Consider the following 14,810-nt stretch of genomic DNA (forward strand, 5'->3'; position numbering starts at 1 on the left):
CCCCGCAAAGGGGGGAGGGCAACGCGCGAGCCAGGATTCCCTCCGGATCGCGATCGATCGAAACCTGTGTCGGCCGTCGCCGCACGGCGGGGTATAAGCCCACGGCCGGGCGGTCCCCCGGACAAAACCCGCCGCCTGCGCGAAACGGGTAGATCTGGAAAGATAAACCGGGCAAAAGCGGCAATCCGCGACGGGGCGGCGGGTGAGGGGAGGCGGGTGTGTTCCAGCGGCGGCGCCAGCCTGTCCTGCTCGCGGGGATCGTCGCCGCTCTGGTCCTCTCGGTCCTGGCCCTGACGTGGACCGGGACGGGCGCGGCCCTGATGGTGCGGGTGGCCCCCCTGCTGACGGACCTGCGCGCGCGCGTCGCGGCCAAGCCCGCGGAGGCGCCGCACCTGCCGGCGGCGCGCACGGCCGTGGAGGACGGGCGCACCGTGGTGCGGCTGACGCCGCAGGAGCGCGCCCGCATCGGCCTGGAGACGGAGACCCGCCCCCTGCGGCCCCACCGGCGGGAGTTCCAGGCCTACGGCACGGTCATCGACCTCGCCCGCGTGACCGAACTCACCAACGCCTATGCCGGGGCGCGGGCGGCCCTCCAGACCGCCAAGGCCCGGGCCGAGGTCTCGGCCAGCGCCGCGCGCCGCGCCAGGACCCTCGGGCCCTACGCCACCACCGTGCAGGTCGAGACCGCCGAGGGCACCTTCCTCACCGACCAGGCCGCCCTGATGGCCGCGGAATCGCAATTGCGGACGCTCGCCGCCACCGCCCAGCAGGAATGGGGGCCGGTGGTCGGCAAGGCCATCGTCGAGCGCTCCCCCATGATCACCCGCCTGATCGAGCGCGCCGACTTCCTGATGCAGGTGACCCTGGCGCCGGGCGAGAGCGTGGCGGCAGCGCCTGCCGCCGCCTTCGCCGAGGTGCCGCCGCAGAGCGCGCGGGTGGCCCTGCGCTTCGTCTCGCCCGCCACCCGCACCGATCCGCGCATCCAGGGCCAGAGCTTCTTCTACCTGGTGGCGGGGGATTCGGGCCTGCTGCCGGGCATGAGCACGCTGGCCTTCCTGCCCTCGGAGCGGGCGGCCACCGGCATCCTGGTGCCGGAGGACGCGGTGGTGCACGGGCAGGGGGGCACCTGGGTCTACCGGGCCGTGGGGGAGGGGGCGTTCGTGCGCCACAAGGTCCGCCCCGACGCGCCGATGTCGGAGGACGCCTTCGTGGTCGAGGACCTGCCCGACGCCACCGAGATCGTGCTCCGGGGCGGGCAGGCCCTGCTCTCGGAGGAGATGAAGAGCCAGATCCGCGTCTCCGGCGACGACGACGACTGAGATGGAACAAGCTCCCTCGGGTCCGCAAGCCGCCCTGGTCGCCCTCTCGGTGCGCGCGCCGCGGGTGGTGCTGGCCCTGGCCTGCGCCCTCCTCGCCTACGGCCTCTACGCGCTGGCCGGCGCGCGCTACGACGTGTTCCCGGAATTCGCGCCCCCCACCGTCGTGATCCAGACCGAGGCGCCCGGCCTCGACCCGGAGCAGGTCGAGGTGCTGGTGACCCAGGCCATCGAGGTCTCGGTCAACGGGCTGCCGGGCCTGGAGAGCCTGCGCTCCTCCTCGATCCAGGGGCTCTCCGTCATCACGGCCCTGTTCCGGGCCGGCAGCGACGTGGACCGGGTGCGCCAGCGCGTCGGCGAGCGGCTGGCCGCGCTTGCCGGCCGCCTGCCCCAGGGGGTGATGCCGCCGGCCATGACCGCGCTGACCTCCTCCACCAGCACGGTGCTGCTCGTCGGCCTGACCGCGCAGAACCGCGACGCCCTCGACCTGCGCACCATCGCCGACTGGACCGTGCGCCTGCGGCTGCTCGCCGTGCCCGGCGTCAGTCAGGTCTCGGTCTATGGCGGGGCGGTGCGCTCGCTGCAGGTCCAGGTGCGCCCGAGCGACCTGATCCGCTTCCGCGTCGGCCTCAACGACGTGCTCGCCGCCGCCCGGAAAGGCACCGGCGTGCGCGGGGCGGGCTTCGTGGACACCGCCAACCAGCGGGTGGTGCTGCGCACGGACGGGCAGGCGCTCAGCCCGGAGGAACTCGGGAGAACCGTGCTGATCAACGAGGGCGGGGCGAGCGTCGTGCTCTCGGACGTCGCCAGCGTCGTCTCCGCCCCCGAGCCGCCGATCGGCGCGGCGCTGGTCGACGGCCGGCCCGGCGTGCTGCTGATGGTCGGCGCCCAGCTCGGCGCCGACACCCGCGCGGTCACGGCCCGCCTGGAGGCGGCGCTGGACGAGCTGCGCCCCGGCCTCGCGCGCGAGGGCGTGGCCCTGCGCCCCGACCTGTTCCGCCCGGCCGACTTCATCGACGTCGCCAACGGGTACGTGCTGCAGGCCCTGGCGCTCGGCGGCGGTCTCGTGGTCATCGTGTTGTTCGTGTTCCTGGCCGACTGGCGCACGAGCCTGATCAGCGCCGCCGCCATCCCCCTCTCCCTCATCGCCGCCGCCCTGGCGCTGCAGGCCTGCGGCGAGAGCCTCAACACCATGACGCTGGGCGGGCTGGCGCTGGCCATCGGCGAGGTGGTGGACGACGCGGTGATCGGGGTGGAGAACGTGGTGCGCCGCCTGCGCGAGGCCCGCGCCCGCGGGGGGGAGGTCCAGGCGTGGCGGGTGGTGCGCGACGCCATCCTGGAGGTGCGCACGGCGGTGGCCTACGCCACCTTCGCGGTGCTGCTGATGTTCCTGCCGGTGCTGGCGCTGACGGGGGTCGCCGGCCGGCTGTTCGGGCCCCTGGCGCTGGCCTACGTCTTCGCGGTGGTGGCCTCCCTCGCCGTGGCGCTGACCGTGACGCCGGCCCTCTCCCTGCTGCTGCTCGGCGACCGTCCGCGGGAGCGGGGCGACAGCCTGAGCCCGCGGATGCGGGCGCCGGCGATTGAGGCCGAACACGAAGCGAGGGCGAGCGCTCCCGGGCGATTGCCCTCGGGGCAGGGGGCGCGCGAGCCCCCCGTGGTGCGCTGGAGCCGGGGCGCCTACGTCCGGCTGCTCGCCCGGATCGGCCGCCGCCCGCGCCTCGTGGTCGCGGCCGGCGCCCTGGCGACGCTCTCCGGGGCCGCCCTCCTCCCGCTCCTCGGCGGCGCCTTCCTGCCGGACCTGAAGGAGGGCCACCTGATCCTGCACATGGCGGCCGCCCCCGGCACGTCCCTGCGCGAATCGGAGCGCCTCGGCGTGCGGATCACGGAAGGACTCCAGGCGATTCCAGGCATCCGCGCCGTGGCCTCGCAGATCGGCCGGGCGGAGGCCGGGCAGGACACGGCGGGCACCCATTACAGCGAGATCCACGTGGACCTCGACCGGGGGCTCGACGGGGCGGCCCAGAAGAGGGTCGAGGCCCGCATCCGCGACCTCACCCTGGGATTTCCCGGGGCCGCCTTCTCCCTCAAGACCTTCCTGACCGAGCGGATCGAGGAGACCGTCTCGGGCCATACCGCGCCGGTGGTGGTCAACCTGATCGGGCGCGACCTCGACCGGATCGAGGCCGCCGCCCGCTCCGTCGCGCAGGAACTCGCCGAGGTGAAGGGCGCCCGCGACGTGCAGCAGGTCTCGCCCGCCGGCCTGCCGCAGATCACCGCGGCGCTGCGCCCGGCGGACCTGCGCCACTGGGGGCTCTCGGCCATCGAGGTGCTGGAGGCGGTCCGCACCGCCTACCAGGGCGACGTGGTCGGGCAGACCTATGTCGGCAACGCCGTGTTCAACGTGCTGGTGATCCTGGAGGAGCGCGTGCGCGGGCGGCTCGCCGGCGTCGGCGACCTGCCCCTGCGCACGCCGGGCGGGCGCAGCATCCGCCTCTCCCAGGTCGCCGACATCTACGAGACGGCCGGCCGCTACCAGGTGCAGCACCAGGGGGCGCAGCGGGTGATGGCGGTGACCGCCAACGTCGTGGGCCGGGACGTGGCCGGCTTCGTGGAGGCCGCCAAGCGCAAGGTCGCCCGCGAGGTCCGCCTGCCCGAGGGCGTCTACGTCTCGTTCGCAGGCGCGGCCGAGGCGCAGGAACGGGCGCGGCGCGACCTCGCGGTCCACGCGGCGCTGGCCGGCTTCGGCATCCTGATCCTGCTCGCCCTGGTGACGGGCTCGGCCGCCAACCTGATGCTCGTCCTGGTCAACCTGCCCTTCGCCTTCGTCGGCGGGGTGGTGTCGGTGGCCGCCACCGGCGGGGTGCTGTCGCTCGGCTCGATCGTCGGCTTCGTCACCCTGTTCGGCATCTCGCTGCGCAACACCGTGATGATGATCGCCCATTACGAGCACCTCGTCGGGGTCGAGGGCCGGGCCTGGGACGCGGCCACCGCGATCGAGGGCGCCGCCGACCGTCTGGTGCCGATCCTGATGACCTCGCTCGTCACCGGCCTCGGGCTGCTGCCCCTGGCGCTGGGGGCGGGCGAGCCGGGGCGCGAGATCGAGGGCCCGATGGCCATCGTCATCCTGGGCGGCCTCGTCACCTCGACGGTCCTGAACCTCCTGATCCTGCCGACCCTGGCGCTCCGCTTCGCCCGGTTCCGGGCGCAGGGCAGGGGGGATGGCAAGGGGGATGGCAAAGGGCATGGCAAGGAACGCGACGGCCTCCTCCCGGCGCGCACCGGCTGATCGCCCGGCCCTGTCCGATCCGGACGCCCGACCCATGTCTCGCGCGGGAGGCCGGCCACGCCGCCCTCCGAGGCCACAGGACCCGGCAGACCCATGCAGCGTGCCACGCCCCTCGCCCTCCTCCTCGTCGCGACCCCCGTCCTGGCAGCCCTTGCCGGGAGCCCGGCCCGGTCCGAGCCGGCGGAGGCCGCCCCGCCCCAGCAGGCGCCGCCCACCTTCCCGCTGATGCGCGTGGTGCCCAAGGGCGAGGCCCGGACGATCGCGTTCTACGCCTCGCTGTTTCCGGACTGCTCGTCGCAAGGGCCGGTGGTGATCCGCGTGCTGGACAAGCCGCAGCACGGCAAGGTCACGATCGCGGAGGGCGATTCCTTCACCCGCTACGCACCCGCCTCGCCGCTCGCGGCCTGCAACAGCCGCAAGGTGGCGGGGCTCAAGCTGGTCTACGAGGCGGAGGAGGGGTTCGAGGGCCTCGACAGCTTCCGCATCTTCGTCATCAACGCCGACGGCACGGGCTACGAATCCCCGGTGAAGGTGTCGGTGCGCTGACGGCATCGAGTGGGGTCCCACAGGCCGAGGGGCCGGCCCCGGACCACCCCCGGACCCGCCCATCCGAAGTTCGCATAAGATATATTATGGAACCTGATCCTTGGATTCCACCGGGCGAGGGGGCTTTTCACCACACTGGAAGCCGGGCATCAGGCCCCATGCCCTTCGATGCCCTCACCGAGGCGACCCTGCGCACGTTCCTGGCGGCCTTCTACGAGAAGGTCCGGCGCGACGGCCTGATCGGCCCGGTCTTCGCCGGCGCGATTTCCGACGCCGACTGGCCCCGTCACCTCGCCACGATCCAGGACTTCTGGTCCTCGGTCCTGCTGAAGAGCGGCCGCTACAAGGGCAACCCGTTCGGGCGCCACCAGGCGCTGGGACGCCTGAGCCCCGCCCACTTCGCCCGCTGGCTCGGCCTGTTCGAGGAGACGGCGCGGGAGACCTTCTCGCCGGAGGTGGCGGACATGCTGGTCGAGCGGGCCCACCGCATCGGCGACAGCCTCAAGGCCGGCCTGTTCTTCCGCCCGGCCGGCATCCCGGCCGGGTGAGGGCGGTCCCGTAAGGCGCCCTGCCCTGGCGCCTCACTCCGCGCCCGGCTTGCGCAGCAGGTAGGTGTCCATGATCCAGCCGTGGCGGGCGCGGGCCTCGGCCCGGACCCGGCGGATCTCGGGGCCGACCGTGCCCAGGCGTCCGGAGCGCAGGATCTCGTCCCGGGTGCCGAGATAGGCCCCCCAGTAGATCGTCAGCTCCGGGTCGAGGTGGTCGAAGCGCGGGTCGGCGTCGAGCATCACCACGGTGCTGTCGGCCTCCGGGTCCAGCCCGGCGGCCAGCCGCCGGCCGGTGGTGATGTGGACGGGCGCGCCGATGCGGTTCAGGGGGATGCGGTGGCGCGCGGCCAGGACCTGGACGCTCGAGATGCCGGGGACGACCTCGCAGGCGAAGGCGAGCCGCCCGCGGGCGGTGATGCGCTCCAGGATGCGCAGGGTGCTGTCGTAGAGGGCAGGGTCCCCCCAGACCAGGAAGGCGCCGACCTCCCCTGCCCCCAGTTCGTCCGCGATCAGCGCCTCCAGCAGGCTTGCCCGGGCCGCGTGCCAGGCCTCGACCGTGCCGGCATAGTCGGCCGGCCGCCGCTCTCGCTCCGGGTCCCCGGCCACGACGAAGCGGAGACCGGCCTTGGCGTGGCGGGCGCAGATCTCCCGGCGCAGGGCCACGAGGTCGGCCTTCTCGCTGCCCTTGTCGAGGACGAACACGGCGTCGACCTCCGAGAGGGCGCGCACGGCCTGGAGCGTGAGCTGCTCGGGGTCGCCGGTGCCGATGCCGATGACGCGGATGGTGCGCACGCTGTGATCCTCGCCGGTCTGGAATGCCGCCGGTCTATCGGCGGGAACGCCTGCAATCCATCCCGTGCAGGGCGCGAAGAGCGCCCCGCGGAGCGGGTTTCTCGGGACGACCGTTCCGAAAAACACAGGGCGGCGCGAGAGCCCGAGCCCGCGGAGGCGGGCGCCGGCGACTGGGGCCGAGCGAGGAATCAGGGCCGTCGCTCTTCGGCGACGGCCCTGGGCAGGAACGTGCGCCGGTGCTTCTGCGCCGCGGCGTGGAGGAAGTCGCCGACGATGCGGCTGCGGGCGGGCGCCCGCGTCTCGGCGTGGACCACGAGCCAGTAGGAGCGGGAGATGCGCACCTCTGCTGCCAGGACGCGCACGAGGTCGTCGTGCCCATCCGCCATGAAGCAGGGCAGCACGCACAGGCCCGCATCGTGCCGGGTGGCGTGGAGCTGCGTCAGCACGTTGGACATGCCGATGTCGGGCAGGCGCCGGCCGAACAGCTCCTTGAGGTAGTCGTGGTGCGGCGTCGGCAGGATGTCGCCGATATAGCCGATCAGGACGTGGCGATCGACGTCGGCCAGGGTCTCCGGGACGCCACGGCCGTCGAGGTAGGCCCGCGAGGCGTAGAGGCCGAGTTCGTAGTCGAGGAGCTTGCGCGCCCGCAGGCGCCCCTTCTCCGGCCGCGCCATCGTCACCGCGATGTCGGCCTCGCGCTTGGTCAGGTTGACCACGCCGGGGTTGGCGATCAGCTCGATCGTCATGGTCGGGTAGCGCCGGGCGAGGCCGCCGATGTGCCGGGCCAGGAAGTAGGTGCCGAAGCCCTCGGGCGTGGCGATGCGCACCGAGCCGGTCAGGCCCGCGGCCGGGTCCGCGAGCCGGGCGGCGATCCGGATCGCCAGGCTCTCCACGGCCTCCGCCTCGACCACGAGGTTCTCGCCGGCCCCGGTCAGGACGTAGCCGGTGGGGCGCCGGTCGAAGAGGCGCGCCTGCAGGGCCTTCTCCAGGCCGATGATGCGGCGGCTCAGGGTCGAGTGGTCGATCCCGATCTGGCGGGCCGCAGCCGTCAGCCGCCCGGTCCTGACGACGGCCAGGAAGGCGCGCAGGTCGTTCCAGTCGAAGTCGGACATCGTATGCGAAATCTTGCACAGCCGAGTTGCCGGGACAAGAATTTACGCGCCGCCCCGGACCGTCGAGACTGCCCCTGCAGACGGTCGATCAGGCCGCGATTCGAGGAAACGCAACGAGGGTTCTTTCGCGATGAGCCGCATCTAGCACCGCGCGACCGCCGACCGACGCCTGCCGCGTCACCCCCCTTCCCTGTCGAAGAGCCGAGCCCTCGTCCGGCGGGTCGCCACGACCCCCGAGGCCGGCCACCCATGTTCGGGAGATCCCCATGAGTCTGTCCCTGAAGCTCGCAGCCCTCGCGGAGGCCGGAGCCCCCATCCGAGTCGGCGTCATCGGCGCGGGCAAGTTCGGCTCGATGTTCCTGTCGCAGGCCCCCCGCACCCCCGGCCTGCACGTCCTGGGCATCGCCGACCTCGACGTGGCCCGCGCCCGCCGCTCCTGCGAGCGGGTCGGCTGGCCGGCCGAGCGGGCGGCGGCGACCTCCTTCGCTCAGGCGATGCGCGACGGCACCACCTTCGTGACCGAGGATTCCGAGGCCCTGATCGCGGCCGACGGCATCGACGTGATCGTGGAGGCCACCGGCAACCCGGCGGCCGGCATCCGCCACGCCCTGCTCTGCTGCAAGCACAGGCGCCACATCGTCATGGTCAACGTCGAGGCCGACGCGCTCGCCGGTCCGCTCCTGGCGCGGCGGGCGGCCGAGGCCGGCATCCTCTATTCCTTCGCCTACGGCGACCAGCCGGCGCTCATCGCCGAGATCGTGGACTGGGCCCGCAGCACCGGCTTCGAGGTGATCTGCGCCGGCAAGGGCACCAAGTACCTGCCGATCTACCACGCCTCGACGCCCGAGACGGTCTGGGGCCATTACGGCTTCAGCGAGGCCCAGGTCGCCGGCGGCGACTTCAACGCGCAGATGTTCAACTCCTTCCTCGACGGCACCAAGTCCGCCCTGGAGATGGCCGCCGTCGCCAACGCCGCCGACCTGGAGCCGGCCGCCGACGGCCTCGCCTTCCCGCCCTGCGGCGTCGACGACCTGCCCGACGTCCTGCGGCCGCGGGCCGACGGCGGCATCCTGCCCCACAAGGGCACCGTCGAGGTGGTGTCCTCGATCGAGCGCGACGGGCGCCCGGTGTTCCGGGACCTGCGCTGGGGCGTCTACGCCACCTTCGAGGCGCCCTCCGACTACGTGCGCCAGTGCTTCCAGCAATACGGCCTCAAGACCGACGCCAGCGGCCGCTACACCGCGATGTACAAGCCCTACCACCTGATCGGGCTCGAACTCGGGATCTCGGTGGCGAGCATCATGCTGCGCGGCGAGGCCACGGGCACGACGCGGGGTTTCCGAGGGGACGTGGTGGCCACCGCCAAGCGCGACCTCCAGCCGGGCGAGCGCCTCGACGGCGAGGGCGGCTACATGGTCTACGGCAAGCTGATGCCCGCCCGCGCGTCGCTGGCCGCCGGCGGCCTGCCGATCGGGCTCGCCCACAACCTCGTGCTCCAGCGCCCCGTCGCCGCCGGCCGGCCCGTGACCTGGGCGGACGTGCGCTTCGACGAGGCCAACGAGGCCATCCGCTTCCGCCGGGAGATGGAGGCGACGTTCCGCACCGAGACCGGCGACGGGATCCGCCGCGCGTCCTGACCCCCTACCCTACGACCCTCGAGGACGCCGCGCGGCGTCCTCCCGGCCCAACCGCCCGGCAGGAAACGCCGGGCGGACGGCCGACCCTCGACCAACCATCCGGGAGAACGTTCATGTCGGGCATCCATCGCCGTTCCGTGCTCATGGCGGGCCTCGGAGCCGGGGCCGCCGGCCTTTCCGGCCTGCGGACCACCTCTGCCCGCGCCGCCGAGTTCAGCTACAAGCTGGGCGTCGACTGGCCGACCGAGCACCCCTCCTCCCTCCAGGCCAAGGCGACCTGCGACCGCATCCGCGAACTGACGAACGGGCGCGTCGACATCCAGTTCTTCCCCAACAACATGCTCGGCGGGGACACCGACATGCTGTCCCAGGTCCGCTCCGGCGCGCTCGAACTGATGCTGATCCCCACCGGCGTGTTCTCGACCTTCCTGCCCGTGGCCGCGATCAACAACGTGGGCTTCGCCTTCAACGGCTACGACCAGGTCTGGAAGGCCATGGACGGGGACCTCGGCGCCCACGTCCGCGCCCAGGTCACCAAGGCCGGCCTCGTGGTGATGGACAGGATCTGGGACAACGGCTTCCGCAACCTCACCACCAGCAACCGGCCGGTCAACGCGCTCTCCGACGTCAAGGGCCTCAAGGTCCGGGTGCCGGTCTCGCCGATCTTCACCTCGATGTGGTCGGCGCTGGGCGCCTCCCCCGTCAGCGCCAACGTCAGCGAACTCTACTCCGCCCTGCAGACCAAGGTCTTCGACGGGCAGGAGAACGCCCTGCCCCACCTGCAGTTCTACAAGCTGTTCGAGGTGCAGAAGTACTGCGCCATGACGAGCCACATGTGGGAGGGCTTCTGGCTCATCGGCAACCGCAAGGCCTGGGGCCGCCTGCCGGCCGATCTCCAGGAACTGGTCGCCAAGGCCTTCGACGAGGGCGCCGTGAAGCAGCGCGCCATCCTGGCCTCGTTCCTCGGCTCCCTGGAGGGCCAGCTCAAGTCCGAGGGCATCACCTTCACCACCCCGGACCGGGCGCCCTTCCGCGAGATCCTGTCCAAGTCGGGCTTCTACCAGCAGTGGCGCAAGCAGTTCGGCGAGGAGGCCTGGGGCCGCCTCGAAGCCGTCGCCGGCACCCTGGCCTGAGGCCCGGACGATGCAGCTCGACCTCGCCTCCGACGCCGTCCCGCTCCAGCCGCCGGTCTCCACCCGCGGCTGGGTCCGGGCCGCCGACCGCACCCTCGGCGTCGCGGTCGAGGCCACCGCCGCGTCCCTGGTGGTCGCGGAGGTCGTGGTCCTCCTCGGCGGCGTGGTCAGCCGCTACGTCTTCCACCGTCCCCTGGTCTGGTCGGACGAACTGGCCTCGATCCTGTTCATCTGGCTCGCCATGCTGGGCTCGGCGGCCGCCCTGCGCCGGGCCGAGCACATGCGGATGACGGCGGTGGTCGGCATGTGCGGCCCGGCCGCCCGCGCCTTCCTCAACGCCGTGGCGCTGGCCGCCGGCATCGTCTTCGTGGTGCTGATGCTGCACCCGGCCTACGAGTTCGCCAGCGAGGAGATGTTCGTCGAGACGCCGGCGCTGGGCATCACCAACGCCTGGCGGGCCGCGGCCCTGCCCGTCGGCTTCTCCCTGATGCTGGCGACCGCCCTGCTCCAGCTCTTCGAACTGGCGCGCTGGCGCCCGATCCTCGCAGCCCTGCTGCTGGGCGGGGCGATCGCGCTGGGCCTCGTCGCCCTGGAGCCGGTGCTGCGCACGCTGGGCAACCTCAACCTGATCCTGTTCTTCGTCCTCGGCGTCGGCGCCTTCGTCTTCTGCGGCGTGCCGATCGCCTTCGCCTTCGGGCTCGCCACCTTCGGTTACGTCGGGCTGACCACCGGCGCGCCGGTCTCGGTGGTGGTCGGGCGCCTGGACGAGGGCATGAGCCACCTGATCCTGCTGGCCATCCCGCTCTTCGTCTTCCTCGGCCTCCTGATCGAGATGACGGGCATGGCCAAGGCCATGGTCGGCTTCCTCGCGAGCCTGCTGGGCCATGTGCGCGGCGGCCTGCACTACGTGTTGATCGGGGCGATGTACCTCGTCTCCGGCATCTCCGGCTCGAAGGCCGCCGACATGGCCGCCGTCGCCCCCGTGCTGTTTCCCGAGATGAAGGCGCGCGGCGCCAAGGAGGGCGACCTCGTGGCGCTGCTCGCCGCCACCGGCGCGCAGACCGAGACGGTGCCCCCGAGCCTCGTGCTCATCACCATCGGCTCGGCCACGGGCGTGTCGATCACGGCGCTGTTCACCGGCGGCCTGCTGCCGGCGGTGGTGCTCGGGGCGATGCTGTGCGGGCTGGTCTGGTGGCGCTACCGCTCCGAGGACCTGAGCCACGTCCGCCGGGCCAACCGGCGCGAGATCGGCCGGGCCTTCGTCGTCGCCCTGCCGGCCCTGGCGCTCCCCTTCGTGATCCGGGCCGCGGTGGTGGAGGGCGTGGCCACCGCCACCGAGGTCTCGACCATCGGCATCGTCTACGCGGTCGTCGCGGGGCTCGCCGTCTACCGCCAGTTCGCCTGGCGCCGGGTCTACCCGATGCTGGTGGCGACCGCCTCCCTCTCCGGCGCGATCCTGATGATCATCGGGGCGGCCACCGGCATGGCCTGGGCGCTGACCCAGTCCGGCTTCTCCCTGTCGCTGGCCGAGCAGATGCGGGGCCTGCCCGGCGGCGCCCTCAGCTTCCTGCTGGTCTCGGCCGCCGCCTTCATCGTGCTCGGCTCGGTGCTGGAGGGCATCCCCGCCATCGTGCTGTTCGGGCCGCTGCTGTTCCCCATCGCCCGCCAGGTCGGCGTGCACGAGGTGCACTACGCCATGGTGGTGGTGCTCGCCATGGGGCTCGGCCTGTTCGCCCCGCCCTTCGGCGTCGGCTACTACTCGGCCTGCGCCATCAGCCGCATCCATCCCGACGCCGGCATCCGGCCGCTGATCGGCTACATGCTCGCCCTGCTGCTGGGCCTGCTGGTCGTGATCTTCGTGCCCTGGATCTCGATCGGCTTCCTGTGACGGCGGCCGCGCACGATCGCCCCGCTCCGTCCGCTCCCGAGGCTTGACGCGCGCGGCCCGGTTTGCGACCCGGGGACGGCGGCACGCCGCCTGCCCATCGGGATGCGGGCGCACGCGGGAGCAGGACCCATGGCAACCACGATCGACAGCGACCAGAGGCTCCACCTCGTCTTCGGCGGCGAGCTGCAGGACCTCGAAGGCGTCCGCTTCCGCGACGTGCCGGGCCTCGACATCGTCGGCATCTTCCCCGACTACGCCTCGGCCCAGAAGGCCTGGCGGGCCAAGGCCCAGGCCACGGTGGACAGCGCCCAGACCCGCTACTTCATCGTCCACCTGCACCGGCTGCTGGAGCCGCCGGCCCCGTGAGGCCGCCCTTTTTGCGGCGCAACCTGTGCAGCGCCGCCCGCCCGCCCCATGAAGGCATTGTGACGATCCCGGCCCGCTGGTAAGAGCCGGTCCGGTCGTCGCTGGCTCGCGTCTCCGGTTCGGCGGTTCGTCTCAGGTATTCGGAGCGCGTCCCGGTCGGGGGCCCGCGATGTGAGTCGCCAGGCATGAAGTCCTCGATCAAGATCATCGCCGGCAATGCGAGCCGGCCCTTGGCCGAGGCCATCGCCGCCTACCTCGAACTGCCGCTCGCCAAGTGCATGGTCCGGCGCTTCGCCGACATGGAGATCTTCGTCGAGCTTCAGGAGAACGTGCGCGGCGAGGACGTGTTCATCGTCCAGTCGACCTCGTATCCCGCCAACGACCACCTGATGGAACTGCTGATCATGATCGACGCCGCCCGGCGCTCCTCGGCGCGGCGCATCACGGCGGTGATCCCCTATTTCGGCTACGCCCGGCAGGACCGGCGCACCTCCGGCCGCACCCCGATCTCGGCCAAGCTCGTCTGCAACCTCATCACTGAGGCCGGCGCCGACCGGGTGCTGACGCTCGACCTCCACGCCGGCCAGATCCAGGGCTTCTTCGACATCCCCACCGACAACCTGTTCGCCGCCCCCGTGATGGTGCGCGACATCAAGGAGCGCCTGACCACCGCCGACCGCATGGTGGTCTCCCCCGACGTGGGCGGCGTGGTTCGCGCACGCGCCATCGCCAAGCGCATCGACGCGTCGCTGGCCATCGTCGACAAGCGCCGCGAGCGCCCCGGCGAATCCGAGGTGATGAACATCATCGGCGAGGTGGAAGGCCGCTCCTGCATCCTCGTGGACGACATCGTCGATTCCGGCGGAACGCTGGTGAACGCGGCCGAGGCCCTGCTCAACGCCGGCGCCAAGGAGGTCTCGGCCTACATCACCCACGGGGTGCTCTCGGGCGGCGCGGTCTCCCGCATCGCCGCCTCCCGGATGAAGGAACTGGTGATCACCGACTCGATCCAGCCGACCCAGGCGGTGAAGCTCGCCCGGAACATCCGGGTGGCGACTATTGCGCCGCTGCTGGGCGAGGCCATTGGGCGGACGGCGACGGAAGCGAGCGTTTCGAGTTTGTTCGATTGACGGCTCCTGCGAACGGTCGCAAGTAAAAGTGTAAATTTGGCTCGCTCAAATCAGATGTAAATTTATTTACTGGCGTTTGTATCTTTACACATCTGGCTCCCAGTACATCATGGCACCTTTCATTTTTAAACTATGTGATAGGCGAAAATCGTCGATTATTGAGCGAATTTTGACTGAGTCATAGTCTTTAAGCGTTGTTAATTTAGAAATGTTTCCGTTTTTTACAGATGCTTTGAATGTAGACCCGATCTGGAAGACGGCCTTCCATATGCAAAAAGCAATGAAGACTTGATTGCTTAATTGTATAATGATTGTGCTTGCGACGGTTCCGTTGCGGCGCTTTAAAATCTGATGGCCTTCGGTATCGATCTGAGCGGTAATTTCCTGGGAGGTTTTGGCTAAAGTCAAATTTATCCACCGAAAGACTTCTTCTTGATCTAAAATGCCCTGCACAGATGTTGATACGTTTTTCCTGTATTTTCCAATATCAAGAAATTTGCGCAATATTATCAATCTGTGTAGTAAAAATTCATAAAATTGATCAATCTTGGGTGGAGTATTGAGATACATTTCTGCGATTTGAGAATTTTCCTTAAATATTTCGATCTTTGCGTCTTCTTTCGCGCATAGAATAATAAATTCTAAACTCCCAATCATCTGGTCAAGGTCATAAGAAGATCTGGATTCTATTTTAAAACTGATATCTCCTGCTGTATTATTTATAATTAGGTCCGTGAAAAGCCATTTGATTCTGAATTTCTGATATTCTCGCGGCAAATCTGGTATGTTAGGGAAATAAACTAAGCCTTCAATTTCCGCGCTGGATTTTGCCTTTTGCGAAGAAACGATCACTCGACATTCGCCACTAGGTGCCGATTGCATAGAGATAGTTCCTGAAGATAGGCGCTCTTTCTCAATATCGATACCAAAGCGAGTCGATGAAATAGTCGCTCCTGAAATTTCGATATCGCGCAAGCCCAGATGGGCATCTACTAAATGCTCAAGTTGAATGCTGCCATGAATGCTAAGGCGATAACGTAATTACCCAGGCCTGTG

The 14,810-nt window shown here is 70.0% G+C and carries 12 protein-coding genes; 9 read left to right on the forward strand and 3 right to left on the reverse strand.

Annotated features, from left to right (window positions below; translation table 11 throughout):
• Positions 1–320 precede the first annotated feature (320 nt).
• The 4 genes from COGEMETH_RS17660 to COGEMETH_RS17675 all read left to right on the forward strand — a co-directional run bounded on the left by COGEMETH_RS17660 (position 321) and on the right by COGEMETH_RS17675 (position 5,696).
• Positions 321–1,319, forward strand: coding sequence for an efflux RND transporter periplasmic adaptor subunit (locus COGEMETH_RS17660; protein WP_238183925.1), 999 nt, complete (start codon positions 321–323; stop codon positions 1,317–1,319).
• Between the two features lies 1 nt (position 1,320).
• On the forward strand, positions 1,321–4,602 hold the full coding sequence (locus tag COGEMETH_RS17665; protein ID WP_238183914.1) for an efflux RND transporter permease subunit: 3,282 nt from the start codon (positions 1,321–1,323) through the stop codon (positions 4,600–4,602).
• Between the two features lie 93 nt (positions 4,603–4,695).
• Positions 4,696–5,148: a hypothetical protein gene (locus tag COGEMETH_RS17670; RefSeq protein WP_238183915.1), complete on the forward strand. Its 453-nt coding sequence runs from the start codon at positions 4,696–4,698 to the stop codon at positions 5,146–5,148.
• A 158-nt stretch (positions 5,149–5,306) separates the two neighbouring features.
• Positions 5,307–5,696: a group III truncated hemoglobin gene (locus COGEMETH_RS17675; protein WP_238183916.1), complete on the forward strand. Its 390-nt coding sequence runs from the start codon at positions 5,307–5,309 to the stop codon at positions 5,694–5,696.
• 33 nt (positions 5,697–5,729) lie between these two features.
• Here the strand turns inward: COGEMETH_RS17675 and cobF are convergent, their stop codons facing one another.
• Together cobF and COGEMETH_RS17685 are read right to left on the reverse strand one after the other, a co-directional pair.
• Entirely contained in the window at positions 5,730–6,488 is a 759-nt protein-coding gene (gene cobF, locus COGEMETH_RS17680) for a precorrin-6A synthase (deacetylating) (RefSeq protein WP_238183917.1), read from the reverse strand.
• A 188-nt stretch (positions 6,489–6,676) separates the two neighbouring features.
• Positions 6,677–7,600 carry a LysR family transcriptional regulator gene (locus tag COGEMETH_RS17685; RefSeq protein ID WP_238183918.1) on the reverse strand — a complete coding sequence of 308 codons (924 nt, stop codon included), beginning with the start codon at positions 7,598–7,600 and terminating at the stop codon, positions 6,677–6,679.
• Positions 7,601–7,866: 266 nt separating this feature from the next.
• On the opposite strand from COGEMETH_RS17685, the gene COGEMETH_RS17690 reads away from it, so the two are divergent.
• The 5 genes from COGEMETH_RS17690 (at position 7,867) to COGEMETH_RS17710 (ending at position 13,754) form a co-directional block, all read left to right on the forward strand.
• A complete protein-coding gene (locus tag COGEMETH_RS17690; protein ID WP_238183919.1) occupies positions 7,867–9,237 on the forward strand; it encodes an NAD(P)H-dependent oxidoreductase in 1,371 nt (456 codons plus the stop codon).
• 113 nt (positions 9,238–9,350) lie between these two features.
• Positions 9,351–10,370 (forward strand): TRAP transporter substrate-binding protein, encoded by a 1,020-nt coding sequence (locus COGEMETH_RS17695; protein WP_238183920.1) that lies wholly within the window; start codon positions 9,351–9,353, stop codon positions 10,368–10,370.
• 10 nt (positions 10,371–10,380) lie between these two features.
• On the forward strand, positions 10,381–12,258 hold the full coding sequence (locus tag COGEMETH_RS17700) for a TRAP transporter large permease (protein ID WP_238183921.1): 1,878 nt from the start codon (positions 10,381–10,383) through the stop codon (positions 12,256–12,258).
• A 129-nt stretch (positions 12,259–12,387) separates the two neighbouring features.
• The gene (locus tag COGEMETH_RS17705) at positions 12,388–12,624 is read left to right on the forward strand and encodes a DUF4170 domain-containing protein (protein ID WP_238183922.1); all 237 of its coding nucleotides are present in this window, start codon (positions 12,388–12,390) and stop codon (positions 12,622–12,624) included.
• A 185-nt stretch (positions 12,625–12,809) separates the two neighbouring features.
• Entirely contained in the window at positions 12,810–13,754 is a 945-nt protein-coding gene (locus tag COGEMETH_RS17710) for a ribose-phosphate pyrophosphokinase (protein WP_238183923.1), read from the forward strand.
• Positions 13,755–13,838: 84 nt separating this feature from the next.
• On the opposite strand, the gene COGEMETH_RS17715 is transcribed toward COGEMETH_RS17710, so the two are convergent.
• Positions 13,839–14,729, reverse strand: a complete 891-nt coding sequence (locus COGEMETH_RS17715) for a hypothetical protein (protein ID WP_238183924.1) — start codon at positions 14,727–14,729, stop codon at positions 13,839–13,841.
• Positions 14,730–14,810: the final 81 nt, after the last annotated feature.

Source organism: Methylobacterium trifolii (assembly GCF_022179685.1).
GTDB lineage: Bacteria > Pseudomonadota > Alphaproteobacteria > Rhizobiales > Beijerinckiaceae > Methylobacterium > Methylobacterium trifolii.

Coding starts and splice junctions, on each gene's coding strand:
- COGEMETH_RS17705 (WP_238183922.1), top strand. CDS start 12,388: ATGGCAACCACGATCGACAGCGACCAGAGGCTCCACCTCGTCTTCGGC.
- COGEMETH_RS17700 (WP_238183921.1), top strand. CDS start 10,381: ATGCAGCTCGACCTCGCCTCCGACGCCGTCCCGCTCCAGCCGCCGGTC.
- COGEMETH_RS17710 (WP_238183923.1), top strand. CDS start 12,810: ATGAAGTCCTCGATCAAGATCATCGCCGGCAATGCGAGCCGGCCCTTG.
- COGEMETH_RS17670 (WP_238183915.1), top strand. CDS start 4,696: ATGCAGCGTGCCACGCCCCTCGCCCTCCTCCTCGTCGCGACCCCCGTC.
- COGEMETH_RS17665 (WP_238183914.1), top strand. CDS start 1,321: ATGGAACAAGCTCCCTCGGGTCCGCAAGCCGCCCTGGTCGCCCTCTCG.
- COGEMETH_RS17660 (WP_238183925.1), top strand. CDS start 321: ATGGTGCGGGTGGCCCCCCTGCTGACGGACCTGCGCGCGCGCGTCGCG.
- COGEMETH_RS17690 (WP_238183919.1), top strand. CDS start 7,867: ATGAGTCTGTCCCTGAAGCTCGCAGCCCTCGCGGAGGCCGGAGCCCCC.
- COGEMETH_RS17675 (WP_238183916.1), top strand. CDS start 5,307: ATGCCCTTCGATGCCCTCACCGAGGCGACCCTGCGCACGTTCCTGGCG.
- COGEMETH_RS17695 (WP_238183920.1), top strand. CDS start 9,351: ATGTCGGGCATCCATCGCCGTTCCGTGCTCATGGCGGGCCTCGGAGCC.
- COGEMETH_RS17685 (WP_238183918.1), bottom strand. CDS start 7,600: ATGTCCGACTTCGACTGGAACGACCTGCGCGCCTTCCTGGCCGTCGTC.